A 25,784-nucleotide genomic window follows, 5' to 3' on the forward strand; every position below is an offset into this window, starting at 1 on the left:
TGTTCACTTTTAGCGGGTGGTCAAGTTTGGAGTTGAAATATGTTCCTCTTCCATGAAGGTGAGGTTGGTGTGAGACATTGTCATTTCGCAAATTTTTCAGGAACAGTGAGAATATCAAAGAGTTTCATTTCCGTACTGTAGATATGCTGCCTGCATTCCGGACAGCCCCGGAGGCCGTAATATTCATGCTGACAGAGCACGCAGAAATAATCCTTTTTTGAGGGGCCTGTAGATGGTGTGTCATCACGTTCCATCAGTGCATTCACTGCCTGCTCAAAAGCTGATACTGGTTTCTCCTGGGGAATGACCTGATACTCGCAATGCCTTAACCTAAGTTCTTCAGTTTCTTCCAGGTTATGTTCAAAATAGCCGCCGCTGTCATGCGTCCAGCGTAGCCGCAAGGGATTATTGCAGGAACGGCAATACCAGATTCCCCGTGAGCGAGGTGTTAAATCTCTGGTATGAATGACTTTGCCCACATGGTTCAGGGTGGTACGAATGATGCGAAATTGCAAATTGTGAATCGTCATAATAATGGTCCTTTGCCGGACGACGCGCAGGCGTCATCCTTCCCGTGAAGGGCAGACATGCATGCGGTATCCGGAATTAAATGAAATGAGGTCAGGGGTATGGGAATAAGACGTGGGTTAAATCAGACAAATGGTTTCAGCGAAATGCCGTAGCGGTGGACAGAGCCATCCGGTAGCAGTACGGACAGGGCATCACACCGCAGAACTGGCGTCTGCATTTGTCACATATCCAGCGTGGAGGAATTGTCGTGGTGTGCATGGGTCAGCCCCTGGAGTCAGTGATACGTTGCTGCAACCAGGCTTCCACTTCGCTTTCAAGCCACCGGGAGCTTCTGCCCAGCTTAATCTGCTTTGGGAACCTGCCGTCTTTAATGAGCTTATAGAAATATTTGTCCGTTAAGCCGGTGAGCTTAGTGATAAATTCCATATCGACAAACTTATCGTTGAGAAGGCTGGTGGGTGTGGTCATCGTTTTTTCTCCTTGAGTATATGGGAGAAGAAGCCGGGTAACTGGATGATGCAGACTTCTTCAAACGATAACTGGCCGACGTATTTTTTTACCGGATGGGCGTCAGCTCAGCTTACGCCGCCTGCCACTGACTACTGGTGCCGGGACAGTGCTGACTCTGTAGATCCGGTGCGCTGTGCGTTGGGACTGTTTCCCCAAGTAGCTCAGAATAAATTCCATTCCTTCTCGTCCTTTGCTGTCGGTAAAACTCACCACGCGCTCTCCCCGCACACGGTAATGCCCCTTAGGCTCACACCTATGCGCATAGCCTTCTTCATCCGTTATGTCCTCCCATAGTGCTCTTATCGCTTCCCAAAAAGCCCAGACCTTACTGTGACGTTGACCATTAATATAAAACGCAGCATGGATGTGGTAACGGTGATCTTCTCCATATTCCAGTACCCAGGCATAACCTACCAGCCCTGATATATATGCGCTTTGCTCAGTTAACCAGATCATATCCGCGACCAGTTGATTAACATCAGCAGATTTAAACGACTCGCTGTCTTTACGATAGGCAAAATCAATACGTAACATGAGTAGTTTTGAAAACCGTTCGAATAACTCCTTCTGATGATCGAATAATACGTTCTGTAGAGTATTGTCAGGTACGTGGTTTCGGTTGGTATTGTGGAGCATGATGTTATCCCGTGATGAAAAGTAGTCATGGGATTACAGAAAATTATTATTTTTTACTGCATGGAATGAATCAGTTTATCGGGTAGGCTCCTGCTAATAGCTACAGCTCATACAAACTGCATTGCTTGATCAGCATAAAGGGAGATATTGTTCATGTAATCCTCAGGGGTAATACCTGGGACTATTATTTAGCATAAGCGCATCAGGATCAGACGGGTGATGAGATTAATCACGTTGAAGTTATGCGGCTAGACTCTGCGGGTAAATATCTTGCCGAGTGAATGTCTTGTTGGATGGTGTTACTGGTGGGGAAAATGCTTCTTTATAAAATAACACTAATAACCTAAATTAATTTATTTTAAGGTTTTAATCCTCATTCGGCTACTTTTCTTCAAGCGTGATGTATGGCTACAGATACGCTTGGTTTATCGGTAGGGGTTAAACCAGATATGTTCGATTAACATCACCGCGAATTACTGGAGTCTCCGTACAGGCGTAACGTTAAAGACACGTTGTTGTCGCTAATGTTAATTCTCTCCGAATATACCGTTCATTACGCTCACTTATCTTTTCCACATCGCATATCACCTCGCCAAAAGGGATGCAGAAGGGTGTGTGTTCTACCTCTTGTTATTTGTATTGGCGCAATCGTTATGCCAGTGCCAACCTTTGTAAAATCAAGTTTCGTATAATAAAAGCAGGATGTAAAAAATGCTGAATGCCTGGAGAGATAGTGCGGTTAATGTACTGGTTACACTGGCAAATTGTGCTCCTCTGCATCCCTAAGATAGTTTTGATGTGCAGGAAGCGTGGGCTCCTGAGTATCGGTGTGTACAGTAGACAGGAATGTTATTTCCTGGGAACAGTTATTCCTGATAGTCACCGATAGGGGTTAGCCACGGATTTTCAGCTAACACGGGTGCTAAGTTTGTCCTGCCAGCAAACACGTGCCCTTGGTTCTTGTCATGTTCTTTAGCATACATCCGGTAATGGATAGCTGAGTACCCCATTAAACTGCTAAGAATCCAGTATATTCAAGGGACGCAGAGATTGATTTAAAATAAAAAACCATGATATAGACATTAAAAAACCATGAAAATATGGTAATAAAACTACTGCTGGTGATAAAAATCTAACTGCAAAAAGACATCCAGACGTCTTTCTGCATTTGCCGCACAGCGTCAACATTTCATGGTAAAAATTCATCAGAGGAAAAGCGGGAAGCTATGAGTATGTGGGATGACTTTCGGGTATTTGACTTACGACGTGAAGATCGGGCTTATGAGAAACCCCAGAAAAACTGGGGAGAGGTAGACGCACAGTACAGTTTTTTTCTTTTTTCAGGAAAAAAACTTCCCTGCGAAATCCATGACCTTCTTACTTTGATGTACAAAGAGCAGGCAGTCAGTGGTAACAGAGAGTTTGCCAAACCTCATGCCCGTTTCCGTGACAAAAAAGAAATAAAGAGTGAACAAATAACAAATAAGAACAAAAAACTACTGGCTTCATCCATTAATGATAAGGGACAGGCACTTACGTATCTGACCACGCATTACCATGAGATGGATAAAAAATCTCGCCCGATTGAAATGCTTACGCTTGCTTTCTGTCTGCCTGACAACTGGCAGGGTGAGGAAAAAATACGAGCCAAGGTAAAACAATATGAGCTCTTCCCCCAGGCACTTAACGAACTGAGACGGCGTTTTACGATATTAAAGAAAAAAATCATATCAGATCGCCTGTACGAAGTTGCTTGTGGGTATTCAAGACTCATTTTAATCAACGATAAGTTTGAACCTTATTATCTTGTGAATTTCTTTTTCAGAAAAAATAAAGATAATATTGTTGACGGTAATATCCCATTGGATATTTATGACAAATGGATTGATTCAGGAGAAAAGAAAAATCGTCAGCATGAAAGAGTTTATTATTGTCTTTTTGAAAATGCCTCCCGTCCTGAGATTGAAAATAATGACAGGTTGTTTGTTTTGTCGTCACAGGCTTTTCTGGAGTCATGTCGAGCAGTTCCGGATGATATCACTTTAATTTTAACAAAAAACACTAATGGGTTTTCTGAGGGAAATAATCGCAAAGGTTATCTAAGATTTATTCGCCTCCAGTCTCAAATATATAATGCTATCCCTGGTGTTCGCAGCCTTTCAAGCTCGACAGAGTTTACCTATCTAAATGCGGAGAAAAGGGAAAAAAGGAAGTTAAAAAAGAATGCGAAAAAATCCCGGTTACAAAATCAACGTAACAAGCTGAAAAATATCATACCACCAGGGGAAATATCGGCTAAAGAGAATGAAAATTCTTCTCTGGAAAGTGGTGGTGTTTTATTTGATGAAATAATGCCGTCCAATATGGAAGAACATCTCCGGCATCTGAAAAAGCATTCATTTTAAAAAAATTACAGTCATATATCACCTTACTGAACTTCCTTCCATTTAACTTCAATAGGCCATCCATCCGGATGGCCTTTTTGCTTTCTGGAAATTATCATGAAAAAACCTTCCGGTTATGCCCTTATTCGACGCCATCTCAGGCGCTACCCACGCTCACTACGCCAGCATTTAATTAAGGAACTTAACCAGCTCGTCATGTATGAACCTGTAATTGGCATTATGGGGAAGACTGGCGTCGGCAAATCTTCGCTCTGCAACGCCCTGTTCCGCAGTGAAATTTGCGCCGTCAATGCTGTGGAGGCCTGCACCCGACAGCCTCAGCGTGTGCGGCTACGCTTTGGCAACCACTATCTCACACTGGTCGATTTGCCCGGGGTGGGCGAGAGTCAGGCCCGGGACGGTGAATATAGTGAGCTTTACCGTGAACTGTTGCCGCAGCTCGATATGGTGCTGTGGGTGCTCAAAGCTGATGACCGGGCTTATGCGGTTGAAGAGCAGTTTTATCAGGACGTATTCGCGCAGTACTGCGGACCGCTGCCGCCGGTGTTATGGGTACTCAATCAAGTGGACAAAACTGAACCTGCTGAGCAATGGAACTGGCCCTCCGCTCAACCATCGGCACTGCAGGCTGAACGTATTACACAAAAGGTACAAGTCGTCGCCCGGCAGTTAAAGATCACTGAAGCCGGTATTCTGCCGGTCTCGGTCCGGGGGCGTTATCACCTGTCACGTCTGGTAGAGGCGATGATAACCCGGCTCCCAAAGCAGGCCCGTAGCCCGCTGGTTCCCCACCTGCAGACTGGCTATCGCACGGAAGCTGTCATCAGCACTGCCAGCAGTAGTTTCGGTGATGCCGTAGTGAACGTAATTGACCAGATCATTGATTTGGCTCCTTTACCGCAGATGGCCCGTAGTGCACTGCAGGCCGTCACTCATACCGTCGCCCGTGCGGCCCGTTCTCTCTGGGGATTTTTCTTCAGTTAACCACCTCTCGGCCGGACAACCAGAATGGTTGTATCGATAAGTCATTTTGCTTAATGACGATCGATTTTGTCGATCGAACCGATCGGGTTTATTCATTATCCCCAATCAATTTCAGGTTATAGAATCCCTCAGGGACTGTTTTGTTCACCTTTTTATTCATTATAAATCAATGCGATGAATCGCAGGGTTCTTCACGTATTCAGGGAGGCATATGCCATTAATTCTTCTGTGGGTCGGACTGGCCCTGCTGCTGGGATTTATTGCGTCCGGTAACGGTCGTTCATTCTGGGGCTGGTTTATTCTTGGGCTGATTATCGACCCGATACTGGCCGGACTGTTGTACTGGCTTATAGCTAAGGACCGCACATGAAAACCCTTCTGCGACTGTTTGGAAAAGCAACCCGCTGGTACATCACTCTCATCATCTTTATGGCCTGCCTGCTGTTCATTATCACCACTCTTGGTGATATGGCGGGTTTCTGACAGGAATAGCTCATGAAAAAAGCACTTTTAATTACAACCTTGGTGACTACAGCTCTGATGCCTGTTGTCTCTCAGGCTTTTGGCAACCGTGATGCCTGGGTCAGCGGCTATGCACAGGGCACTGCGGAATACATCATCCTCGGAAAATGGCAATCACAGCTTTACCTGGCCTGCGACAGCTACGGTGACAAACCTGAAATGCTCATTTTTACTGATGAATCCGGGCGACAGGTCAGCACGGACAGTAATCAGCGCATCATGGTGAAAATTGACAGGGAAGAGGCCGCTGACGTCAGTGAAACAGCAAGTCATGTAGGGGCGGATAATTTTGCCTGGATGTGGGACAAACTACGCACAGGTAAACAAGTAACTGTCTCCGGCGATGGCGTGAAGCCTGCCACCTTTACCCTGAAAGGCGCGGGCAAAACTTTACCTGCATATAAAGATTCTTCCTGTGTAGCTGAATTCGCCCGCTGATATCGCTGAAGGAATTGCTGATGAAACGTATATTACTCGCCGCACTACTCGGCCTGGTTTCGTATTCTGCTGTGGCGGCTGAAGCACCTTTTACAGTAAGTGCCGGTCCCAGCAATGCGGGGGCACTTTACAGCAAGGTCAATATCACTTCCCGGTCAGATTCGGTGGTGATAAAGAAAATTATCGTTAACCGTGGCAACTGCCAGGATGCCGAAGCCATGCCCTGGAAACCAGTCAGGCTGGGATTCGGTAATTCAGTGGACCGGCTGTTCGTCGGTAAAGGGTTTATGTCGGCCTGCAGAATACTGGAAATTGCAGTAGATACTGACCAGGGCTCCTGGTCCTTTAATACCAGCCAGTAACACTTACTTTAATTCCCCACTTACCAACGCCCTGCTCATCCGAGCGGGGCGTTTTCTTTTGTCTCTCAGAAAGGAAACTACCATGCGTTTAGCCAGCCGTTTTGGCGCGGTGAACCTGGTTCGCCGTGACCGCCCCCTGACCCGTGATGAACTGGCACACTATGTGCCCAGTGTGTTCAGCGAGGAAAAACATGAATCACGCTCAGAACGCTACACATACATTCCCACCATCACCCTGCTTGATAATCTGCAGCGGGAAGGTTTTCAGCCATTCTTTGCCTGCCAGACCCGAGTGCGTAATCCCGATAAGCGCGAACACACCAAACACATGTTGCGACTTCGCCGCGCAGGACAGATCACCGGCAAGCAGGTGCCGGAAATCATCCTGCTTAACAGTCACGACGGCTCCAGCTCTTACCAGATGTTGCCGGGATTATTCAGATCGGTTTGTCAAAATGGGTTGATTTGCGGTGAGTCTTTCGGGGAGGTGCGTGTGCCGCATAAAGGCAACGTAGTAGAGAAGGTTATTGAAGGGGCTTACGAAGTGTTGGGGATATTTGACCGCGTGGAAGAGAAACGCGACGCCATGCAGTCGCTGATATTACCTCCACCAGCGCAGCAGGCACTGGCAAAAGCCGCGCTGACATACCGCTTTGGTGAAGAGCACCAGCCGGTGACGGAAACACAAGTCCTGTCTCCGCGCCGCTGGCAGGACGAAAGCGGTGACCTGTGGACGACATACCAGCGCATTCAGGAGAACCTGATTAAAGGCGGCCTGCCGGGCAGAACAACGAAAGGTAAACGGGCCCACACCCGTGCGGTTAAAGGTATCGACGGTGACGTGAAGCTTAACCGTGCCCTGTGGGTGATGGCAGAAAGCCTGCTGGAGAGCCTGAAGTAATGCCGCACATCCCCGATGGCGTGATTCAGGTCACGCCACATTAATGTTCCGTGAGCCACCAGTCTGGTTGCCGCTCCATCTGTGACGACGACCTGTGCGCCTCATCTCTTTTATCGCCCCGGTGAACTCAGCCTGTGCAGCTTAAGCATCCCTGAGGGGCACTGGCCCTCGCGCTGTGATGATGATGGCTATGTGCAGTTCTGTCCTTCACTTCTTCACAACAACCCACATCAAAATACAAAGGAAACCAAATGAACAACATACTCACCCTGACCAGCCCGGTGACTGAATCTCTCACTTCACCACGTACTGATGCAGACCGCATCAAATGCATGCCCGTACCCGATGAGCAGCGTGCCGCCTTCTGGCCGCAGCACTTTGGCCGCATACCGCTGTGGATAACCCTTGAGCCGCGAATCTTTGCCTGGATGGACCGCTTCTGCGCGGATTACAGCGGCGGTATCTGGAATTTTTACTCACTCAGCAACGGTGGCGCGTTCATGGCTCCCGATGCCGGCAGCGATGAACAGTGGTCATTGTTTAACAGCATGAACGGTAACGGCGGTGAACTCAGCGCCGAAGCGGCAGGGATTGCGGTCTGCCTTATGGCTTACAGCCATCACGCCTGCCGGACGGAATGCGATGCCATGACAAAGCACTATTACCGCCTGCGCGATTACGCGCTGAATCATCCTGAATGCAACGCCATCATGCACATCATCGACTGAGGCCAGCCACTATGGAACAACAGCTACCATTGTTTGCCACCGCACTACCGGCATCCGCACAGCAGACTATCAGGGATGCGTTAACCCTGCTGGCGTGCCAGCTACGTGAACCCGGCGCGTCATTCACGTCCAGTCAGGCGGTCCGGGACTGGCTGCGTCTACAGCTTGCCACCCTTGACCGTGAAGCCTTCACCGTCCTGTGGCTGGATAACCAGCATCGCCTGATAGCCCACGACACGCTCTTTCTGGGAACGGTCAACGCTGTCACCGTTTATCCACGTGAGGTCGTTAAATCCGGTCTGAAAAATAATGCCGCCGCTGTCGTTCTTGCGCATAACCACCCGTCGGGTGAGGCAGAACCGAGTAAAGCCGACCGGCTGATTACAGAGCGCCTGCAGCAGGCGCTTGAGCTGGTCGATATTCGTCTGCTGGACCACCTGGTTATCGGCGGAATGGATATCGCCTCGTTTGCCGAACGCGGCTGGTTACAGGGAATAAGCCTTGATGAAAATCATCAGTAAGCGCCAGGCGATGGCGATATACCGTCAGCATCCGCAGTCCAGGCTGTTTCGCTTCTGTACCGGCCGGTATCAGTGGTCAGGCAGTATCTGCCACTATGCCGGTCGGGAAGTGCAGGATATCAGTGGTGTACTGGCCGTATTCGCTGAACGCCGCCAGGACCGCAACGGCCCGTATGTCGTATTGCGCAGCGTTACCCTGAATTAATCTATTCCTGAGGATTACCTAAATGAAAAACACCAAAAACCATGATATTGCCGAACCTTGGTGGGGACTTAAACCCACCATCACGCCGTGCTTTGGCGCACGACTGGTGCAGGAAGGCAACCGGCTGCATTATCTGGCTGACCGGTCCAGTATCACCGGAACATTCAGTGATGCGGATTTACGCCATCTCGACCAGTCGTTTCCTCTTCTGCTGAAGCAGATGGAGCTGATGCTTACCACCGGTGAGCTGACTCCACGCCATCAGCATTGTGTCACGCTATATGCGAAAGGGTTGACCTGTGAGGCCGATTCGCTCGGCTCGCAAGGCTATATCTATATCGCGATTTATCCAACACCAGGCAACAGCGTAACCCGTTAATCCCTTTCCCTGAACCATCACTCTTTTCAAACCGCCTTAATTCAGGAGCATTACCTTATGCAAACCCAGTCATTATCCCCAACGCGGGAGGCTTCTTCACGCCCGTCCCCCGTAGAGATCTGGCAACGGCTTCTGGGCCACCTGCTGGATCGCCACTACGGTCTGACGCTCAACGACACGCCGTTTGGCAACGACGGCGTGATTCAGGAGCATATCGACGCCGGTATCACACTGGCTGATGCCGTTAACTTTCTGGTGGAAAAGTACGAGCTGGTTCGTATCGATCGCAGGGGATTTAGCTGGCAGGAACAATCGCCCTACCTGCGGGCTGTAGACATTTTGCGGGCGCGACAGGCAACGGGTCTGTTACGGCGTAGCCGTAACATCGCAGCATTGTAAATCTTGCGAGCCTCCTTCCCGAATTACATTCCCGATCTGTCTTCCTTATTTACTCATTGCATAATGCGCCTGCCACTCCCGGCAGGCGTGTTTGCTTTTATACGGACAAAAATCATGCAAACAGAAGCTGAAGTCTTAACTGACCATAATGAGCTAATTTGCTCAACCAGTATTGAACGCATCGTCACAGGACGTGATGCTGCGCTGAGTCTGATAGAAATCCTGATCCATAAGCTTGATGATATCTCACGGCTAACTTCCAGCATCGGTGGTGATGTGGCGGAGCATTGGGCGATGCGACAGGGCCATTCCTTTGACTGCTGGCTGATGCAGCCAGTAGATAAAGCGATGCCGGTGATTACCCGCAATATCGACCGCAGTATCTGGCGCGATCTCATGCTGAAGTCCGGGTTGTTGACTCTGATGGATGCCGAGGCCCGCAGTCAGTGGGCGAAGAACCTGGAGGAGGGCGATCTCCCGGCTATTAGCGAAGCCAACATCCTGAGTACATTTGAACAACTCCACCACAATAAGCAGGATGTTTTCGAACGTGGGATTATCAATGTATTTAAAGGGTTAAGCTGGGACTACAAAACCAACAATCCCTGTTGTTTCGGTAAGAAGATTATCGTCAACAATCTGGTGAAGTATGACAGATGGGGCTTCAGTCTGAACTGGGGCTGGCGGCGCGATCAGTTAGCCGATCTGGAGCGCATGTTGTTCCTGCTGGATGGTAAAACCATTCCCGATAACCGGCACGATGTGACTATCCGGCTGATGGATTTTATTCGCGATAACCCGCATCAGCAGGTCTTTGAGGATGAGCTATTTACTATTCGCTACTTTCAGAAGGGCAGCGGACATATCACGTTTAAACGCCTTGATCTGGTGGAGAAGATGAATGACATCGTGGCGAAGCACTTTCCGGGGATGTTGCCTGCGAAATGAGATGTGATGTTTTTATAGGCACCTCTATGCTAATCTTAATAGGAGTTATTAAATGTTATTAAAGGAGGTAATCCCTATGGGTTCGCTTACTAAACAAACCATCAGCGCACAGATACCCGTTGAGTTGGCTGCTGCCGTTGAAAATCTGGCAATTGAGTTAGATCGTTCTAAAAGCTGGATTATTAAGGAAGCGTTGACCAGTATGCTGGCCGAAAGAGAACGGCGTCACCAGAGCATCCAGGCCGGTCTTGCCGATGTGGATGCCGGTCGTGTGGTGAGTCATTCGGACATGGTGGATTTCGCTAACCGTTTAAAGAAAGCCTGATAGATGGAAATTTACTGGACGCTTAAAGCTCAGGATGACCTGGAACGTATCTACCGTTTCGCCCTTCAGTATAGCCGCCAGCACGCCGATGACGTTTTGGATCGCCTGATTACTGGCTGCGCTGGCCTTACAGCGCATCCGGCAATCGGCGTACAGCAGACTCGGTATGAACCTCGGGAAGTTCGAAAAGTATTATTCGATGATTACGAGGTTCACTACGAACTCCGTGACAATGATATCTATATTGTGGATCTCTGGCATACCAGAGAAGAACGATGAAAAGATTTTCTTTTCGTCCACGAGTGTTGATTAGCGAGTAAAAACACGGTTTTGTGTTTTTACTCAATTTTGTGTTTTAATGGCACTTTCTACTCCTTCTGAAGGATGGATGCCATGTTACAGAACAACATCAAACAGCTCCGTACCGAGCTATCTATCACCCAGCGCGAGCTGGCGTTTATGGTTGGCACCAGCCAGCAGCAAATACAGCGTATCGAAACCGGGAAAGTCGCTGCAAAGCTGAGTCTCGCACAGGCAATATCCAATGCCCTGGATAAGCCTCTAAATGTAGTGTTTCCGGAAAGCGATCGGTTGATAAACGACTTCCGCAAGAAGCGCCGTAAAACCGATGAAGATCTTGAGGTGATAGCCACAAGCGGCATTGAAATGGATAGCGGTCTCTGGACCGTAAAACTTTGGCTACAGGGACAACAGGACTATTTGTTGTTGCCCATTTCAGCTGCGGATAAACGGAGGTTTTATTATTATTTTCAGGAAAAAGCCGCCCCAAACACAGAACGCTTCTTCGTTTTTGATTCTTCTGAGTATCGTTATGCGTTAAATATGCGTGAAGTGGTATTTCATCAGTTCCTGTCTGATGGCTTTGCCCCTATTGTGAGCGAAGAAGATGAGGATTACGAAGACGATTATTTTAATGTCCATATCACGCTGGTAAACGGTGGACCAGAGATACCGCTGAGTGTTGAACCTGATGTGGCAGAAAATGAAGAGATGGACGAAATCGGTCAGTTGAATGCGTTCTTTGAAACGCTGGATTGTGAGCCTGAAACAACGGATCGTTATATGATAACCGACGAAGATGGAGAGGATGCTTTTATCCGTATTGGTTCAATCGCTATGGTGCGAGTCGCATTTGATGCGTTGGAGCCTGTGGAAGAAGATGAGGAGTGATTTTAAGTTAGCTGCGTTTTCAGAGAATCGCGCATGAGTATACATGTGAGTATATGTAGCGGTTCTCTTGTTTTGTAATCTTATTTACTTCAACGGGTTATGTTGATAATCGCGGTGCGGCCTTCGCACCATCGGAACATCAATAGACGTCAACGGACGTCTTTTTTTGTGCCTGAAATCCAGCAGTTACCTATCTTTTCGCTATATTAACTCTCTCAAGATCAACCGGCTTCAACGTACATCCGCCAACACATGTTGGTACAGATGATGGTATTTCCGGTTCGATAATGCTTGTACCAACAGGGAGTAAACAGTGCGCTCAGGTGATGGGCCATGACGCTAAAGTTGAGGTTTGCGGTTACGGCTTTCGCACAATGGCCTGTAGTTCGTTGATTGAGTCAGGGGGTGTGGTCAAGAGATGTTTTGGAAAGGCAGATGAGCCATATGGCATGCAATTCGGTGAGGGCAGCGTATCCATAAAGCGGAACATCTGGATGAGCGCAAGTTAATGTTGCAGTGGTGGGCTGATTTTCTGAATGCGAACCGGGAAAAAGGGATTACGCCGTTTGACTATTTGAAGAGCAACCGGGGTAATGACGAATGAGTTGAGTGCCTTTATTTCTCGGTTGATGCTTAAATAAAAACGACCAACCTGCCCAATTAGGACTGGTTGGTAACAGTATTTTTTACCGTGTTATCAGAAAACTACCTGCCAGGTAAAGAGCCGACAGACAAAAAAGATGTCTGCAATAACGCCTTGAATGTACATATAGTTGCAAGCATCATCGCAAATATGTGCTCATGGATTCTCCAACGCGATGACCTCTGACAAAACCCTAAAGCAAGCGATATCAAATATTACTATTTGGCGCAAAGGCGAACAGCGTGCGCCACATAAGCCATTATTGCTGCTGCACGTCCTCTCACACTATCGGCAGGGTCACGATCGCCTGTTTAACTATGGTTCTGAAATCTACGAGCCCCTATTGGATCTCCTGGAACGTTATGGACCGCAGCGCCGTGACCAGCGCCCAGACATGCCGTTCTGGCGTCTGAAGGGCGATGGCTTCTGGGAACTACAAAACGCGGAACTGTGCTCAACCAATGGTAGCCGCCAGCCGCCCCGACGTGAACTGATCGAATATAATGTCGCGGGTGGGTTTGATGCCGATAATTTTGCGTTGGTGGCAAAAAATCACAGGTTAATTGATACGCTGGCGCAGCAGCTCCTGGAGGAGCATTTCCCGGCCAGTATTCAGGAAGACATCGCTGATGAGATGGGTTTTGATATTCGCACCTCTCTCCGTAAACGTGATCCAAAGTTCCGCCAGATGGTGCTACGTGCTTACAATTATCAGTGCGCGATCTGCGGCTTCAACATGCGTCACGATAATGCGCCGATTGCTCTTGAAGCTGCCCATATCAGATGGAAGCAACATCATGGCCCTTGTGAAGTATCCAATGGCCTGGCACTGTGTGCGATCCATCATAAAGCGTTTGATCGTGGCTCGATTGGCCTGGATGAAAATATGCGTGTGATGGTTTCCGACGCGGTAAATGGTGGTGGGGTGGTACAGCGATTGTTCTGGGATTTTGCGGGAAAGGCGATTGCGTTGCCACCGATTAAAGAAAATTATCCGGGCGAGCGGTTTGTGGAGTGGCATAGGGAAGAGGTGTTCAGAGGAGAGAGAATCTGAAATGGACTGATTTTTTTTCGTTATATTATTAGGTCAGTAACGAGGTTGACAGCAAGATGCTGTCAACCTGAAATTCACATCGTCCAATGATTCGAAATAACTTCCGCTTGTTTTAAAATTAACTCCACCGCACCCGCTGTTTTATCTGGCGGATATTTATACCGACGCAGAGTCTGTCGAACCAGAATACGCAACCTTGCACGAACGCTTTCGCGCACTTGCCAGTCCACCGTTGTGGATTGCCGCAGCTTCAGCGTCACTTCTATCGCCAGCTTCTTAAGTACCTCATCCCCCAACTCACGAACGGCGCTTTCGTTTTCTGCCAGTGCGTCGTAGAAGGCGATTTCGTCAGGATTCAGGCCAAGTGCATCATCACGCGCCATTGCGGACTGAAAATCCTTCGCCATCTGGATCAGCTCTTCAATCACCTGCGCCGTCTCAATAGCTCGGTTGTTGTATTTAATCAACACTGCCTGAAGACGTTCAGAATACTTCTTCTCCTGCACTACGTTATTTTTAGTTCGGGACTGGATACCATCATTAATCAGTTTTTCCAGCAATTCTACCGCCAGGTTGCGATATGGCATATCGTGGACTTCCTGCAAAAACTCATCAGAAAGTAAGCCAATATTGGGCTTATCCAGCCCGGCTAGCGTGAAAATATCATCCACGCCATTAGCAATTACGGCATTATCCAGAATCTGTTTCAGTGCGGAGTTCTTCTCGGCCTGGCTTATTTTTTTGTCCACGCTGGTGAATTTACTGATAGCGGCCTTCACCGCAGACAAGAAAGCAATCTCCAGTTTATAAGGCTGCGCCGCGTCCAGCGTACAGCAAAGCGACCAGGCTTTAGTAATTGCCAGTACGTTATCAAGAAAACGCTTCTTACCGTCCTCAAGGCCGAGCACGTAGTTTGCAACAGGCACCAACAGCTTTTGTGCGTGAGCTTCAAAGCCGGTGTAGTCAAAACCCGCTGACGTTGCTGTTTTGGCAAACATACCGTGGATGATGTCCAGCTTTTCCAGCATGATTGCCAGCGCTTCTTCGGCATTAATGGTCGCATCGCCTTTACCGTTTGCATCGGTATAGGTTTTCAGCGCTAGTTTCAGTTCATTGGCTATTCCGATGTAATCAACCACCAGCCCGCCGGGTTTATCTTTAAATACCCGGTTGACGCGGGCAATGGCCTGCATCAGGTTATGTCCGCGCATTGGTTTGTCGATATACATAGTGTGGCAGCAAGGGGCGTCGAAGCCGGTCAGCCACATATCGCGCACAATCACCAGCTTCAGCGGATCGTTCACATTCTTGAAGCGTGACTCTAGTCGTTTTTTAGTTCGCTTGTTGTAGATATGCGGTTGCAGCATTGCCTTATCGGACGCTGTACCGGTCATCACGATTTTGATTTGTCCTTTTTCAGGATCGTCATTGTGCCACTCCGGGCGTAGCGCGATAATTTCATCGTAAAGATGGACGCAGATTTCTCGGCTCATCGCGACAATCATCGCCTTGCCGTCCATTACGGTATTGCGCTTCTCAAAGTGGGAAATCAGATCGGCGGCAATCTGTTGAAGCCGTGGTTTTGCACCAACCAGTTTCTCCAGACGGCTCCATTCACCTTTGGTTTTTTCACGCAGGTCCAGCTCATCATCTTCAATCAACTCATCAACTTGATCGGAGAGCGCCGCCAGTTCTTCATGATTGAGATCGAGTTTCGCCAGCCGGGATTCGTAGTGAATAGGCACCGTTGCTCCATCGTCCACCGCATCCTGAATATCGTAAATTGAGACGTAATCACCAAATACAGCGCGGGTATCGCGATCCTCTGCCGAAACCGGTGTTCCGGTGAATCCCAGAAACGAGGCGTTAGGCAGCGCGTCGCGCATATGTTTAGCGTAACCGTATTTATAGATGCCGGTTTCCCGGTCCAGGTTGGCTTTCATGCCGTACTGGCTGCGGTGCGCTTCATCGGAAATAACAACGATGTTACTGCGTCCATTGAGTACCGGATGGGCGTTTTCCACTTCCTCCGGGGAGAACTTCTGCACAGTGGTAAAAATAATGCCACCAGCATCACGGGTCGCAAGCAGTTCACGCAGTGCTTCGCGGTCCTCCGCCTGCACCGGCATCTGTTTGAGCAGTTCCTGCGCTTGGCAGAATGTGCCGTAAAGTTGGCCGTCCAGATCGTTACGATCGGTTACGACCACAATCGTTGGGTTGCCCATCTCCGGCTGTTGTAGCAGTTTGCCGACATAACAACACATGGAGATGCTTTTACCGGAACCTTGTGTATGCCAGACCACACCTGCTTTCTTACTGCCAGGCTGAATGTTGCTGTGCAGGGCCAGTTGCTTACCGGTAGCAGCGACAATTGTCGCCTGCACGGCCTCGCGCACCGCATGGAACTGGTGATAACCGGCTATTTTTTTAATCAGCCTTTCATCGTTGTTCTCGAACAGGACGAAGTAACGGATATAGTCGAGCAGCAGCTCCCGGTTAAAGAACCCACGCACCATAGTTTCCAGTTGCCATTCCAGCAACGGCTTATCATTTTCATTGCTGATGGTCTTCCACGGCATAAAACGTTCTTCCGTGGCCGTCAGGGAACCCACACGCGCCAGATAGCCATCGCTGACAATTAGCGCTTCATTGCTGATAAACAGATCGCGAATTTCATCTTTATAGGTCTGTAACTGGTGGTAGGCATCCCAGATATCTACTTTGTCGTCGATGGGGCTTTTCAGTTCCACCACCGCCAGCGGCAGTCCGTTAATAAAGCAGATGATATCCGGGCGACGAGGCTGTTTCGTCCCGCTGATGGTCATTTGATTGACCACCATAAAACGGTTGTTTTGCGGCTGGTTAAAATCCACCAGCAGAGCGTGATCGTGGATAAGTTCTTCGTCGCGGCGGTATTGTACCGGAACCCCTTCCAGCAGCCAGTGATGGAAGGCTTTGTTACTGGCAATCAGATCAGGGCTTTCAGCGCGAGTAATACGGGAGATAACCTGTTCGAAGACGTCTGCGGGCAGATGCGGGTTGATTTTTTGCAGGCAGGAGGCCAACACGGGCGTGAGGAACACATCATGATAACTGGCGCGTTGCGGGTTACTGCCATCCGGGGCAATATCCGGCCCGTGATTAATTTCCCAGCCTTGTTCGGCAAACCAGCCCAGGCAAAGCTGTTCTAAGTCGTCTTCGGTTAGCATCGGTAACGTCCTGTGTTAAACGTGTTCGGCTTCTTCAGTGATAATTTCAGCTTCATCATGCCCGTTAAAGGTCTGCTTAATCAACTGATTAAGTTCCGGTAGACATGTTGAAAAGGCTTTTTCAAATGTCGTCATATGTTCTACCAACCAGTCGACCATCTCCGGCCACTTTTCCTGATCTGCGATGCCATTGATGGGTTTTCTGTAAGTAATACGACAGGATTTCTTATCCGGTAAGGCCTGCCAAACTATTTCATGCCCAAAACGATTTTCGATAGCAGATTTGCGTTCATGAAGCCAGTCAAATGCGAATGTATTGGTTTGCGCAGAAGGTTTGGCAATCCAAAGCTCAACTCTCATTTCTTTTTTGCTGAAGATAAGATTGTACGAAACGCCACTGATGCCAGAACCCGCGCTTAACCAGTGGTCGGTTGATGGGCTGATATTATTGTAGAGTGAACATGAGCTAACGCGGAATTTCTCCAGAGCCTGGGTCCAGAACGCCTTACGTAAATGGTGGCGAGCTTTGGATTCTCCAGTCGTGGACTGCTCCTCAGCCTCTTTCTGCGCCATATCGATCATGTAAGATTCCGCTTCCGGCGTTGGGATAACCTGCTTGATATCAATAAATACATCGTTACCATAACGGTAAGGTGTGACCTTAAAGCACTGCACGCGAATATTGAACTGCATTAACCAGAGTGCGGTATTGGTTGCTTCTTTGCGGAAATTTGCTGCGACCATCATGATACGCTGTGAACGATTCTGGTTAATTTGCACCTCTTCCAGGCTATCGTGCTCAAGAAATTCAGCCAGCACGTCAGCCGCAGGACGCGTTTCTTCTGGTTCGTTCTGATCAAGGTAACGCTGGAAGATCTCTACGATGTGTTCTTTGCGCAGGTTCGCACAGTAACCCGCATATTTAAGCGCCTGCCAGACGACATCGCGCCCGGAATCATCGAGTTTGTTCTCAATGATCACCAGATTACCGTCTTTATCGATCGCCAGTAGATCAAGCCGCTCTTTGGTGTCGTCAAACCCGGCAAACTCTTTCTGGATGATAAGTAGTTCATCATCACTGTTGCGAGTCAATGCCTGCGGATGCTTCGCCAGCCATTCCTGCAAGTGATAGCGTTCGGTGAAACCCGCGTTAGTGAAAGTGGTTTCCTGGAGCGGTTGTAGGCTATTGCTGGGCTGATCGACTTTAAACATAGTCAGCTTCCTTTGCTAATTCTTCGGCTTCCGGCAGGGTGATTTCACCGGAGAGGAGTTTGGGGAGTAGGGTATCGCGGAGTTGTTCCAAGTACATATTTTGAGTTGTATTAACACCAACCTTCTCATAGATACTGGTTAGAATTTCCTCTAGTTTTTGCCATAGCGCTGTTATCGGTGTCACAATATTCAACCTCATAATGTCTTTAGGATAAACATGAGGCTGGGCTGCTCCTTGTTGCATATGGGTAATTTCTTTCTGTCTAATTTTGAGTAGAGTATAAAAACAATATACAAACTGTGTTTGAATTTTATTTATATATGAACAGTCTGAAGCCCAAATATTACAATGATATAAATTAACAAAGCCAGCATTGGCTCCAGAAGCACTTATAGTTATCACAGGCGCAGTAACATTATATTTACTATGGTAGTAAGCTGGTACCAAACCTCCAGCGACGACAGGAATACCACCTTCTTCGATAGTTTTTTTTGTTATATTTTTCCCTTTCTTAGGTTCAAGGATTGTCCCTAGGCTTTCTAACGCCCAGCCCTCAGGAATCCCTCCTGACTCGTTTTCCTGCATTGCAGATGGGAACAACTCTGCTGTAGCTCTAAGTTCAGCATATTTTACAGGATGTTTTCGCTCAAATACAGCCAATGAATCAGTATCCTTTCCGGAAATCGCCGTCATGGCAGCAAGCGTTGCATCTTCTTGCGAACCACCTGCTTCCAGCACCGCGATTTTGGCTTTTACCGGTTCAAAATCGACAAACCAACTTTTGAAAAGGGCTTGTGCCATTTGTTCGAGGGTTTGGTTAATATCTTGATTTAAATTTATTTTATTCTCTAAAGCAAAGAGAGTTGATGCAATTTCTGACTGAATTTTGTAGGAAGTAGGGAATTTAACTTCGAAAGGGTAAACAGCATTTCTATTCAAAGATTTCTGGGCGCTTCCAGAATTAAACTGTTCAAAATTTATTTGTTTAAGAAAATAATAAATAAACTCTGGGCAGTTACCCTTGAAATCAGAAACATAAAGACAAGTATTCAAAGGCCAGTAATTTTCTGAGACATAAGAAACCTGCCCCATGGAATTACCACTGCGTCCGATAATTACTCCGGGGCCTTTCGCTTTGAATTGATTATGATAACCAGTGATCCCTGAAGATCCCATAATTGGTATTTGACCATGTGTTCGATCCTGAGAAGGAAGATCATGACCCCTCTGTAATGTTATTATGTCTCCAAGTTTTTTTATCTCCCAATTAGCATTCATAACCAAGTCCCTTAAGGTTTGCCTTAATCTGCATTTCAAGTTTCACACTGCTTTCAAACTGTTCTTTTAGCTGCGCCGTCAGTCGCGTCATTTTCTCCGCAAACGGCTCATCATCCTCTTCCTGCTCGGCAGCACCAACATAGCGCCCAGGGGTTAAGACAAAATCATTTTTCTTTATATCATCTAGCGTGGCAGCAAAGCAGAACCCAGCCTCATTTTCATAATCCTTATCCGTCTGCCAGGCATGGAAAGTATCGGCAATCTTCCTGATATCATCCGACGAAAAGTCGCGTAATACGCGGTCTTTCATAAAGCCAATCTGGCGAGCGTCGATAAACAACACTTCACCTTTACGGTGCGCTTTGCCGTTACCACCTGATTTGTCTTTGGTCAGTAGCCAGATACAGGCCGGGATTTGGGTGTTGGTAAACAGTTGACCCGGCAGCGCTACCATACATTCCACCAGATCCGCCTCAATAATCGCCCGACGAATTTCACCTTCACTGTTGGTATTGGAACTCATCGAACCGTTCGCCAGCAGCAGCGCCATTGAACCTTTCGGGGCCAGATGGTGGATCATATGCTGCATCCAGGCAAAGTTGGCGTTGCCCTGCGGCGGGGTGCCGTATTTCCAGCGAACATCCTCTTCCAGCGTTTTGCTCCACCACTCCTTCATGTTGAATGGCGGATTCGCCATAACAAAATCGGCACGTAAATCCGGGTGCTGATCGTTCAGGAACGTATCGGCGTTCTGTTTACCGAAGTTAAAATCGATGCCGCGAATCACCATGTTCATTGCAGCCAGACGCCAGGTGGTAGGGTTGGACTCCTGCCCGTAAACGGAGATATTGCGCTTTTGCTCGGCAGCGTTGTAATGCTTTTCATCAGCATGCGCTTCGATAAAGCGATCGCTGGAAACGAAGAAGCCACCGGAACCCATCGCTGGATCATAAACACGGCCATTATAGGGCTGAAGCATTTCAACAATCAGCGTGACGATGCTTTTCGGCGTGTAGTACTGGCCGCCCTGCTTGCCTTCCGCCAGCGCGAACTGACCGAGGAAATACTCGTAAACGTGACCGAGAATATCTTTGCTCTTCAAATTGAGCTTCACGCCATTGTATTTAGGTTCGCTGAAACTGGTATCGGAGAAAACGTTAATCAGGCTGATTAATAGGTCATTGCCAAGCTGATAGTGCCCGATACGGTTAAGGATGTTTTTCAGTTTCGGGTTGCTGTTTTCGATAGTATCCAGAGCGATATCAATCAGCTTCGATACTGACGTCATGACAATATCTTTGCCGCTATCGTCTTTCCCCAGAACCGTCCCTACAGGCAGAGCTGCGTTGGTTTTGAGCGTTTCCCAGCGAGCCAGTTTGGGCACCCAGAAGACGTTTTTCTCAGTGTAGTAATCCTGAACTTCCAGCTCTTCTGCGATCGCCTGCTGGTATGCCTCTTCCGTGTCGTAATCATCACGAGAAAGCGCGTAAATGTTGTCCGGGTTGGACTTGTCTTCAAACAGCCCTCTCAGCTCCTTCTGACGGGCGTCAAAGGCATCTGAAACATACTTCAGAAAGATCAGCCCCAGCACCACATGCTTGTAGTTGGCCGCGTCCATATTGGCGCGTAGCTTATCTGCGGCTTTCCAGAACTTAGTATCCAGATCGTTCAGAAATTGCTGTTCAGCGTTGTTCATCAAAACCTCAAGAAATCATTTGTGTCTGGTTCGGGATCCAGGTTGCGGAGAAGCAGGGAAATTGCCAGAGATCATACCCTGACGTCAGCGCGATACCAAGATGCAGGGCAAGATTCCGAACCAACACCTTGTGATAAGGAGGATTATTCTTTTGCACTTTCAGCGCAAAATGTCGGTATTTTTATTTCGCTACCTGGTATTGTGCAGGTCGAGGTAGATCTTGCGATAGCCATAGATGCAACCTGACTCCATTTAAGCCGGTAGTAAATCGCCGCCTGTTGCAGGCTTAATATCTCAAGGTTGCCCACAGGCTTGCCAGCTCGCTCTCTTCTTCAGGAAGCATTCTGATTTAACAAACAGACACAGCAATATCTCAATTTTTCTGTGATCAAAATAATCCCATTTTTTTAACATATCAATCATTTTAATCAGCACTATTAAATTAATATTTTTTGATTTTAACTGTAATTACGTTACTTTTTATATGCTTATTCTTTGTGGAGGAATTATATTATATCGAACGGATACATAACCCTGGAAAAAGGTTACATCCTCAAATTAATTTATTGTTTATTAAAAAATTCCACCATGGAATACCAATCAGCATATGGAGAATAAACGTCAGTAAAGCAGTGATAGTACCAATAATCCACCATGATTTAATATCGTTATACCCTGCAGCAAAGATAATAGGGCCGGCCGCGCCGCCGTAGTGAGTAATGCAACCACCGTAGGAGTTAGAAAACAGAATTGCCAGAGCAAGAAGGACGGGAGCGGTTCCGGTCACCAGTCCGACGGTGGCAAATACGGGAACCATTGCGGCCACGTAAGCGCCACCGGAGGCGAACATATAGCGCACAATAATGCTTATAAAAACAATAATGACGATGGTGCTGTTCCCCGCACCGAGGAAATCCAGGCGCTCAGACATAAACGCCGCCAGCCACTTAAAAAAGCCTTCTTTACTCAGGGTGGCGCTGAGACCAATAATTCCGCCGTACCAGATAAGCGTATTCCATCCTCCCTTATTTTGCAGAACATCATTCCAGCAAATGATACTAAAAATAAGCGCTCCAGCCATGGCGATGACGGCAACGGAAGATTCATGAAGCCCCAGATAACGGCAAAAGATCCATCCCAACAGCGCTGAGATGAACACCACAATTAGTCCTTTCTCTTTTCCGCTTATCGGCCCCAGTGCATTCAGACCCGCCGTAGCGATTTGTACATTATCGATGCTGGTTAATTGCGGACGCGCGATTTTATAAGCAACCCAGGGAATAATTGCCAGCATCAATAGTCCCAGCGGCACAGCGGCTATCGCCCAGCCAGCCCAGCTCAGGTGAATTTGGAAAATATCAGAAATTAACTGTAGCGCCAGGGCATTTCCGGCAAAAGCAGTTAAGAACATATAGCTGGTGGTTTTGGTGACCATATAAACATTCACCATAAGAAAACGTCCGGCTTTACACGGGCTTTCATTTGGTGTGGAGCCTAATGCCAGCGCAATACTGTTAATAATCGGGAAGACGATGCCGCCAGCGCGCGCGGTATTTGATGGCGTGGCCGGGGAGAGAATTAAATCCAATAAAGCCGTGACGTATCCCAGCCGCAGGGTTGTACCACCAAATTTTAAAATAAACCAGTAAGCCAGACGTTTTCCCAGTCCCGTTGTCACAAAGGCGGCGCTTAGCGTAAAAGCGCTAAAAACCAGCCAGGTAGTGCCTGAAGCATAACCGCTCAACACATCCGTCGATTTTACGGGGGAATCGGCAAAGCGCCCTACTGTAAAACAGGACAATGCCATCGCCGAAAGTATAATAACCGGCTCCGGGTAAGGCTTGCTTACCAGCCCGACAATCGCTGCCAGATAAATCCCCGCCAGAATCCAGGCTTCTTTCGTTAATCCATCGGGTGGAGGGATTATTAATGCTAATGAAACTATAAAAACCAGAATAATGATTTTAACTTTTTTAGATTTCAACATGAGTCACCTCAGCTAAAAGCTATGCCATTGGCAGCAGATGCTTCAGTGCAAAAGAAGTCTCTGCTGTATTATAGTGCGGTTTACTAACGCTTAATTAATCTGTTACTTTAAAAATCCCGCTCGGTAAAACTTTTAATAATATTATTTTTCTGAGGGGTTAACTGATACTCTGGTAATTGATCGAAATTCAAATAGCGATAGGTATCATCGCGCGTTTCGTGAATTTTATCCATATATTCGAAATATTGTTTAACGGTCGGCATTTTGCCAATAATAGCCGCCACGGCGCTCAGTTCAGCCGATGCCAGAAATACCTTCGCATCTGTACCCAGGCGGTTCGGGAAATTACGGGTCGATGTTGAGACGACATAGCTTCCTTGCCGTACCCGCGCCTGATTGCCCATGCACAGCGAGCATCCGGCAGGTTCGATGCGGGCGCCGGAATGAATAAACTTATTAAAATATCCCTCGCTGCAAAGCTGCTGCGCATCCATTTTCGTCGGCGGCGCCAGCCAAAGCCGGCCAGGAATTTTGCTGACGTCAGCAAGCATTTTTCCGGCGGCGCGGAAATGACCAATATTTGTCATGCAGGAACCAATAAATACCTCATCTATCGGGGTATTTGCCACGTCGGAGAGCAGGCGGGCGTCGTCCGGATCATTGGGCGCGCAGACGACAGGCTCGGTAATCTCTGTCAGATCGATCTCAATTACCGCAGCATATTCGGCGTTGTCATCGGCAACCAGCAATGACGGGTTTTCCAGCCAGGCTTCGATTTCAGCGATACGCCGCGCCAGCGTCGCTGCGTTTTGATAACCCTGACTGATCATCCAGCGCAGCAGGGCGGCATTGGAGCGCAAATATTCGGCCACGTTTTCTTCATCGAGACGCAGTACGCAGGCGGCGGCAGAGCGTTCGGCGGAGGCGTCGGCCAGTTCAAAAGCCTGTTCCGCCTTCAGCATGCCCAGCCCTTCGATTTCCAGGATACGGCCAGAAAAGATATTGATCTTATTTTTTTTCTCCACCGTCAGTAACCCCTGTTTGATGGCATAGAGCGGAATGGCGTGCACCAGATCGCGCAGGGTGATCCCTTTTTGTATCTCACCGGTAAAACGCACCAGCACAGACTCCGGCATATCCAGCGGCATAATTCCGGTAGCCGCGGCAAAAGCCACCAGTCCGGAACCGCCGGGGAAAGAGATCCCCAGCGGGAAGCGGGTGTGGGAGTCGGCTCCGGTGCCGACCGTATCCGGAATCAGCATTCGGTTAAGCCAGGAGTGGATAATGCCGTCGCCGGGCCTGAGCGCAACGCCATTGCGGCGGCTGATAAACTCAGGCAGCGTTTCATGCAGCTTCACATCTACCGGCCTGGGATAGGCCGAAGTGTGGCAGAAAGATTGCATCACCAGGTCGGCGGAAAAGCTCAGGCAGGCGAGATCGGTTAGTTCATCGCGCGTCATCCCGCCAGTGGTATCCTGAGAGCCAACCGTGGTAACTTTCGGCTCACAGTATTGCCCAGGACGAACTCCGTCCACGCCGCATGCCCGGCCAACGATCTTCTGCGCCAGCGTAAAGCCCGCACTGGACGGCGCCGGCGCTTTTGGCTGCCGAAAGACGTCGGACGGCGCCAGCTTTAGCGACTCACGCGCCCTTGCGGTCAGGCTTCTGCCAACGATCAGCGGAATACGCCCCCCGGCGCGGACTTCATCGAGTAAAACGTCCGTTTTTAGGGAGAATGAGGCAAGCAGGCGCTGGCTGGTGGTTTCGCGTACCTCGCCCCGGTAAGGATAGAGATCGATAAGCATCCCCGTTTCCAGCCCGGAAACGTCCATTTCAACAGGCAGCGCGCCGGAATCTTCAAGGGTGTTGAAAAAGATAGGAGCGATGTTTCCGCCAAAGACAAAGCCGCCGTTTCGCTTATTGGGCACCCAGGGAATATTGTTGCCGATGTGCCAGAGAATAGAGTTTGTGGCGGATTTACGTGAAGATCCGGTACCCACAACATCGCCAACGTAGACCAGCGGGTAACCCGCTTTTTTCAACGTTGCCAGCTGTTCTATCGGCCCACGGCTACCGGGCGCATCTGGCGTTACGCCGTCGCGTGGGTTGCTTAACATTGAAAGCGCGTGCAGCGGTATATCCGGGCGTGACCAGGCCTCCGGGGCAGGGGATAAATCATCGGTGTTGGTTTCACCAGTGACTTTAAACACTTTCAGGGTGATTTTTTCAGCCAGTTCCGGGCGGCGGGTAAACCAGTCGGCATTGGCCCACGACTGAATAACCTTTTGCGCATGGACATTACCCTGCTGTGCTTTTTTTTCAACGTCCTTAAACTTTTCGAAAATAAGCAGCGTGGTACATAATTGTTCTGCCGCCTGGCTGGCCCATTGCGGATGGTCGAGCAAATCGATGAGCGGCTGAATATTATAACCGCCCTGCATCGTGCCCAGCAGAGCAATGGCCTGTTGCGGAGCAATAATTCCTGTCGAAGTTTCATCTTTAATCTGTTGAGCGAGGAATTCTGCTTTCAGCTTCGCCGCAGGATCGACGCCCGGCGGTACGCGATGCATTAATAATTCAATCAACGTTCCTGTATTATCACCGTCGCCGTGCTTTAGCGCCGAAATTAATGCCGACGTTTGTTCAGCCGTTAACGGTTTAGGCGGAATATTTTGCAAAGCGCGTTCTTGTACATGCTTATTATAAGCGTCTAACATAT

Annotated in this window: 25 protein-coding genes and 1 pseudogene; 17 read left to right on the forward strand and 9 right to left on the reverse strand. The window is 48.5% G+C overall.

All coding sequences use genetic code 11. From position 1 onward, the window contains the following. Positions 1 to 80 precede the first annotated feature (80 nt). From FKM52_RS03710 to FKM52_RS03720, 3 genes are all read right to left on the reverse strand, one after another. Complete coding sequence (locus FKM52_RS03710; RefSeq protein WP_246085491.1) at positions 81 to 530, reverse strand: putative zinc ribbon protein; 450 nt, start codon at positions 528 to 530, stop codon at positions 81 to 83. Positions 531 to 792: 262 nt separating this feature from the next. Continuing rightward, on the reverse strand, positions 793 to 999 hold the full coding sequence (locus tag FKM52_RS03715; protein ID WP_141174854.1) for a helix-turn-helix transcriptional regulator: 207 nt from the start codon (positions 997 to 999) through the stop codon (positions 793 to 795). Positions 1,000 to 1,101: 102 nt separating this feature from the next. Next, entirely contained in the window at positions 1,102 to 1,677 is a 576-nt protein-coding gene (locus FKM52_RS03720) for an inovirus-type Gp2 protein (protein ID WP_141174855.1), read from the reverse strand. Between the two features lie 1,226 nt (positions 1,678 to 2,903). Between FKM52_RS03720 and FKM52_RS03725 the strand changes: the two genes are divergently transcribed. The 17 genes and pseudogenes from FKM52_RS03725 to FKM52_RS03815 all read left to right on the forward strand — a co-directional run bounded on the left by FKM52_RS03725 (position 2,904) and on the right by FKM52_RS03815 (position 13,682). Continuing rightward, on the forward strand, positions 2,904 to 4,082 hold the full coding sequence (locus FKM52_RS03725; protein WP_141174856.1) for a hypothetical protein: 1,179 nt from the start codon (positions 2,904 to 2,906) through the stop codon (positions 4,080 to 4,082). A 96-nt stretch (positions 4,083 to 4,178) separates the two neighbouring features. Further along, positions 4,179 to 5,066, forward strand: a complete 888-nt coding sequence (locus FKM52_RS03730; protein WP_141174857.1) for a GTPase family protein — start codon at positions 4,179 to 4,181, stop codon at positions 5,064 to 5,066. Between the two features lie 211 nt (positions 5,067 to 5,277). Further along, positions 5,278 to 5,436, forward strand: a complete 159-nt coding sequence (locus tag FKM52_RS03735; RefSeq protein ID WP_141174858.1) for a hypothetical protein — start codon at positions 5,278 to 5,280, stop codon at positions 5,434 to 5,436. Positions 5,437 to 5,561: 125 nt separating this feature from the next. After that, positions 5,562 to 6,026 (forward strand): hypothetical protein, encoded by a 465-nt coding sequence (locus FKM52_RS03745; protein ID WP_141174860.1) that lies wholly within the window; start codon positions 5,562 to 5,564, stop codon positions 6,024 to 6,026. Between the two features lie 20 nt (positions 6,027 to 6,046). After that, positions 6,047 to 6,388, forward strand: a complete 342-nt coding sequence (locus FKM52_RS03750; RefSeq protein ID WP_141174861.1) for a hypothetical protein — start codon at positions 6,047 to 6,049, stop codon at positions 6,386 to 6,388. Between the two features lie 82 nt (positions 6,389 to 6,470). After that, on the forward strand, positions 6,471 to 7,289 hold the full coding sequence (locus tag FKM52_RS03755) for a DUF932 domain-containing protein (protein ID WP_141174862.1): 819 nt from the start codon (positions 6,471 to 6,473) through the stop codon (positions 7,287 to 7,289). Between the two features lie 332 nt (positions 7,290 to 7,621). Next, positions 7,622 to 8,017, forward strand: coding sequence for an antirestriction protein (locus FKM52_RS03765; protein ID WP_181407892.1), 396 nt, complete (start codon positions 7,622 to 7,624; stop codon positions 8,015 to 8,017). Between the two features lie 11 nt (positions 8,018 to 8,028). Continuing rightward, positions 8,029 to 8,538 carry a RadC family protein gene (gene radC / locus FKM52_RS03770; RefSeq protein WP_104868305.1) on the forward strand — a complete coding sequence of 170 codons (510 nt, stop codon included), beginning with the start codon at positions 8,029 to 8,031 and terminating at the stop codon, positions 8,536 to 8,538. Then, the gene (locus FKM52_RS03775; RefSeq protein ID WP_000691982.1) at positions 8,522 to 8,743 is read left to right on the forward strand and encodes a DUF987 domain-containing protein; all 222 of its coding nucleotides are present in this window, start codon (positions 8,522 to 8,524) and stop codon (positions 8,741 to 8,743) included. The genes radC and FKM52_RS03775 overlap by 17 nt, the downstream gene beginning before the upstream one ends. Before the next feature lie 22 nt (positions 8,744 to 8,765). Beyond that, positions 8,766 to 9,122 carry a type IV toxin-antitoxin system YeeU family antitoxin gene (locus FKM52_RS03780; protein ID WP_141174864.1) on the forward strand — a complete coding sequence of 119 codons (357 nt, stop codon included), beginning with the start codon at positions 8,766 to 8,768 and terminating at the stop codon, positions 9,120 to 9,122. A gap of 57 nt (positions 9,123 to 9,179) precedes the next feature. Further along, positions 9,180 to 9,521: a TA system toxin CbtA family protein gene (locus tag FKM52_RS03785; RefSeq protein WP_141174865.1), complete on the forward strand. Its 342-nt coding sequence runs from the start codon at positions 9,180 to 9,182 to the stop codon at positions 9,519 to 9,521. A gap of 114 nt (positions 9,522 to 9,635) precedes the next feature. Continuing rightward, positions 9,636 to 10,469: a DUF4942 domain-containing protein gene (locus tag FKM52_RS03790; RefSeq protein WP_141174866.1), complete on the forward strand. Its 834-nt coding sequence runs from the start codon at positions 9,636 to 9,638 to the stop codon at positions 10,467 to 10,469. Between the two features lie 76 nt (positions 10,470 to 10,545). After that, positions 10,546 to 10,794, forward strand: coding sequence for a CopG family ribbon-helix-helix protein (locus FKM52_RS03795; RefSeq protein WP_141174867.1), 249 nt, complete (start codon positions 10,546 to 10,548; stop codon positions 10,792 to 10,794). 3 nt (positions 10,795 to 10,797) lie between these two features. Continuing rightward, complete coding sequence (locus tag FKM52_RS03800; RefSeq protein ID WP_001683517.1) at positions 10,798 to 11,073, forward strand: type II toxin-antitoxin system RelE/ParE family toxin; 276 nt, start codon at positions 10,798 to 10,800, stop codon at positions 11,071 to 11,073. A 114-nt stretch (positions 11,074 to 11,187) separates the two neighbouring features. Continuing rightward, positions 11,188 to 11,985, forward strand: a complete 798-nt coding sequence (locus FKM52_RS03805) for a helix-turn-helix transcriptional regulator (RefSeq protein WP_141174868.1) — start codon at positions 11,188 to 11,190, stop codon at positions 11,983 to 11,985. 320 nt (positions 11,986 to 12,305) lie between these two features. Then, positions 12,306 to 12,589, forward strand: a pseudogene (locus FKM52_RS21885) (integrase); the annotation flags it as partial. A gap of 214 nt (positions 12,590 to 12,803) precedes the next feature. Beyond that, the gene (locus FKM52_RS03815) at positions 12,804 to 13,682 is read left to right on the forward strand and encodes a phosphorothioated DNA-binding restriction endonuclease (protein WP_141174869.1); all 879 of its coding nucleotides are present in this window, start codon (positions 12,804 to 12,806) and stop codon (positions 13,680 to 13,682) included. A 74-nt stretch (positions 13,683 to 13,756) separates the two neighbouring features. On the opposite strand, the gene FKM52_RS03820 is transcribed toward FKM52_RS03815, so the two are convergent. From FKM52_RS03820 to FKM52_RS03845, 6 genes are all read right to left on the reverse strand, one after another. Continuing rightward, positions 13,757 to 16,891 carry a type I restriction endonuclease subunit R gene (locus FKM52_RS03820; protein WP_141174870.1) on the reverse strand — a complete coding sequence of 1,045 codons (3,135 nt, stop codon included), beginning with the start codon at positions 16,889 to 16,891 and terminating at the stop codon, positions 13,757 to 13,759. A gap of 15 nt (positions 16,892 to 16,906) precedes the next feature. After that, positions 16,907 to 18,103 carry a DUF4268 domain-containing protein gene (locus FKM52_RS03825; protein ID WP_141174871.1) on the reverse strand — a complete coding sequence of 399 codons (1,197 nt, stop codon included), beginning with the start codon at positions 18,101 to 18,103 and terminating at the stop codon, positions 16,907 to 16,909. Beyond that, positions 18,096 to 19,382, reverse strand: coding sequence for a restriction endonuclease subunit S (locus tag FKM52_RS03830; protein WP_141174872.1), 1,287 nt, complete (start codon positions 19,380 to 19,382; stop codon positions 18,096 to 18,098). The genes FKM52_RS03825 and FKM52_RS03830 overlap by 8 nt, the downstream gene beginning before the upstream one ends. Then, on the reverse strand, positions 19,372 to 21,078 hold the full coding sequence (locus FKM52_RS03835) for a class I SAM-dependent DNA methyltransferase (protein WP_141174873.1): 1,707 nt from the start codon (positions 21,076 to 21,078) through the stop codon (positions 19,372 to 19,374). Before FKM52_RS03835 ends, FKM52_RS03830 begins: the two co-directional genes overlap by 11 nt. 553 nt (positions 21,079 to 21,631) lie before the next feature. Then, a complete protein-coding gene (locus tag FKM52_RS03840; protein WP_141174874.1) occupies positions 21,632 to 23,065 on the reverse strand; it encodes an anion permease in 1,434 nt (477 codons plus the stop codon). Between the two features lie 107 nt (positions 23,066 to 23,172). Further along, on the reverse strand, positions 23,173 to 25,782 hold the full coding sequence (locus FKM52_RS03845) for a bifunctional aconitate hydratase 2/2-methylisocitrate dehydratase (protein ID WP_141174875.1): 2,610 nt from the start codon (positions 25,780 to 25,782) through the stop codon (positions 23,173 to 23,175). Positions 25,783 to 25,784: the final 2 nt, after the last annotated feature.

The organism is Mixta tenebrionis (genome assembly GCF_006517625.1).
In the GTDB taxonomy this organism is placed as follows: Bacteria; Pseudomonadota; Gammaproteobacteria; order Enterobacterales; family Enterobacteriaceae; genus Mixta; species Mixta tenebrionis.